Annotated in this window: 3 protein-coding genes; 2 read left to right on the top strand and 1 reads right to left on the bottom strand. The window is 66.6% G+C overall.

Translation table 11 applies throughout. The features are described from left to right. Window positions 1-240, bottom strand: a 240-nt coding sequence (locus tag VF662_RS13445) for a GTP-binding protein (protein ID WP_464142137.1), incomplete at its 3' end; no start/stop codon positions are given. Between the two features lie 399 nt (window positions 241-639). Here VF662_RS13445 and VF662_RS13440 point away from each other — a divergent pair. Next, complete coding sequence (locus VF662_RS13440; protein WP_464142135.1) at window positions 640-1,008, top strand: hypothetical protein; 369 nt, start codon at window positions 640-642, stop codon at window positions 1,006-1,008. Between the two features lie 20 nt (window positions 1,009-1,028). Next, window positions 1,029-2,009: L,D-transpeptidase scaffold domain-containing protein (locus tag VF662_RS13435; protein WP_464142133.1), on the top strand; the 981-nt coding region annotated here is incomplete at its 3' end.

The following is a 2,009-nucleotide window of genomic DNA, read 5'->3' as shown; positions in this document are numbered from 1 at the left end:
GGGCGTATCGACGATGCTGATATGGTGGGTCTCGCCGCCGCCCGGAGGCGACCATTCGACGCTGGTGCACTTGGCCAGGATGGTGATGCCGCGCTCTTTCTCGAGGTCGTTCGAATCCATCGCCCGCTCTTCGACGCGCTGATTGTCGCGGAAGGTGCCGGACTGGCGGAACAGCTGGTCGACGAGGGTCGTCTTGCCGTGATCGACGTGCGCGATGATCGCCACGTTGCGGAGGCTCATGGGAATATCCTGATGGAGAGAATTTCCGGCCCTATACGCATGATATTGCGGCGCAACAAGGGCAGGCTCGCCGCGCCGCCGCGTGGTTATCCGTCCGTTAACCATTCCCGCTTATCGTGGACCCGCACTCGAAGGCTCGCATCACGCGAGGAGGGGGGCGACATGATGGCTTTGATCGCATCGCAATTGCTTGGCTTCATTCTGGGCGGCGGAGCGTTCCTGCTCCGGCACGACCGCGGGGATTTCACGACCTTTCTCCCCTAGCGGCCAGCGCTCTCCCTTCCGCCGGAACGATTCGGAGGCGTTCTCGTTTGGCGGTGTGCGAGGCTGTGCTGCCCCAGCCGCTCGTGCCGCCGCCGAGGCCGGTGTTTCGCCTCGGCGCCATTCAGGGAGATGCAAATGAAAAAGACCTTCAGCGCGATTCTGATCGCGAGCACGATGTCGCTCGGCGCCTGCGCCACCACTGATGACGGCTATGCCGACAATACCAGCACGCTGGAAGGCGCCGGAGTGGGCGCTGCGGTCGGTGCTGCGGCCGGCGCCGGTGTCGGCGCTGTGGTCGGCGGCCTCTCCCCGATCGAAGGCGCGCTGGTCGGTGCTGCGGTGGGCGGCATTGCCGGCGCCATCTGGGCGGACCGCGACAATGACGGCCGCGCCGACGGCTATTATCAGAACGGCACCTATTATGAGGGCCGCCCGGCGCCGCAGCCGGCGCCGCAGCCGGTCTATCAGCCTCCGGTGCGCCGCGCCGGCGAACGCGGCCGGTAAGAGCTCAAGTGAATCCTGTAATGCGTAAGAGCGCCCGCCGATCGGATCGGCGGGCGTTCAGCCTGCCCGGTGCGGCGATCATCCTCGCGCTCGCCGCCGCGGCGCTGCCGGGCGCGGCGCCGGCCCAATATGGCTCGTCGCAGATCCAGGCCGCGATCCGCTCCGCCGGCGGCGACCGCGACATCAAGGCCTTCTACGCCGCGCGCGGCAATCGGCCTTTGTGGGTCCGCGGGTCCGTGCTCGATCCGGCCGCGGACCAGCTGCTCGAGCTCATCGAAACCGCCGCCGCCGACGGCCTCGATGCCGGCGACTACCGTCCGCGCGCACTTCGCTCAGCTGTCGAGAATGCTCGGAGCGGATCGCCCAAGGCGCTTGCCAGGGCTGAGCTTCTGCTGTCGCGCACCTTCGTCGAATATGCGCGGGACATGCGCCGCCCCGCGAACGTCGGCATGGTCTATGTCGACAAGGAGCTGGCGCCCTCAAAGCCCAATGAGCAGGCGCTTCTCCAGGCTGCCGCCTCGGCTCCGTCGCTGGAGCAACATCTGGAAAATATCGGCTGGATGCACCCACTCTACGGGCCGATGCGGAAGGCGCTGGTCGCCTCCTACGATGCCTCCGAGATGAACGGCGCCTCCGCGCAATCGCGGCAGCGCGAAGAGACGCTGCGCCTCAACATGGAGCGCGTCCGCGCGCTTCCGGCAAGCCATGTCGGCAAGTACATCCTCGTCGACGCCGCTTCCGCGCGGCTGTGGATGTACGAGAATGGCCGCGTCCGCGACAGCATGAAGGTGGTGGTTGGCAAGCCTTCCGAGCAGACGCCGATGATGGCGGCCAACATGCGCTACGCGCTCGTCAATCCTTATTGGAACCTGCCGCCGGACCTGGCGCGCGTGAGGGCGCAGGCGGTGCTGAAGCAGGGCCCCGGCTATCTGAAGAAGATGGGCTACCAGGCTTTTTCCGACTGGACCGACAATGCAGTTCCGGTGGACCCGAAGAAAGTC

Origin of the sequence: Allosphingosinicella sp. (assembly GCF_036387215.1) — a bacterium.
In the GTDB taxonomy this organism is placed as follows: domain Bacteria; phylum Pseudomonadota; class Alphaproteobacteria; order Sphingomonadales; family Sphingomonadaceae; genus Allosphingosinicella.
This window is presented reverse-complemented; position numbering and strand designations above follow the sequence as displayed.

Excerpts from the sequence above, each read along its gene's own strand:
- VF662_RS13440 (WP_464142135.1), top strand. The coding sequence starts at position 640 with ATGAAAAAGACCTTCAGCGCGATTCTGATCGCGAGCACGATGTCGCTC.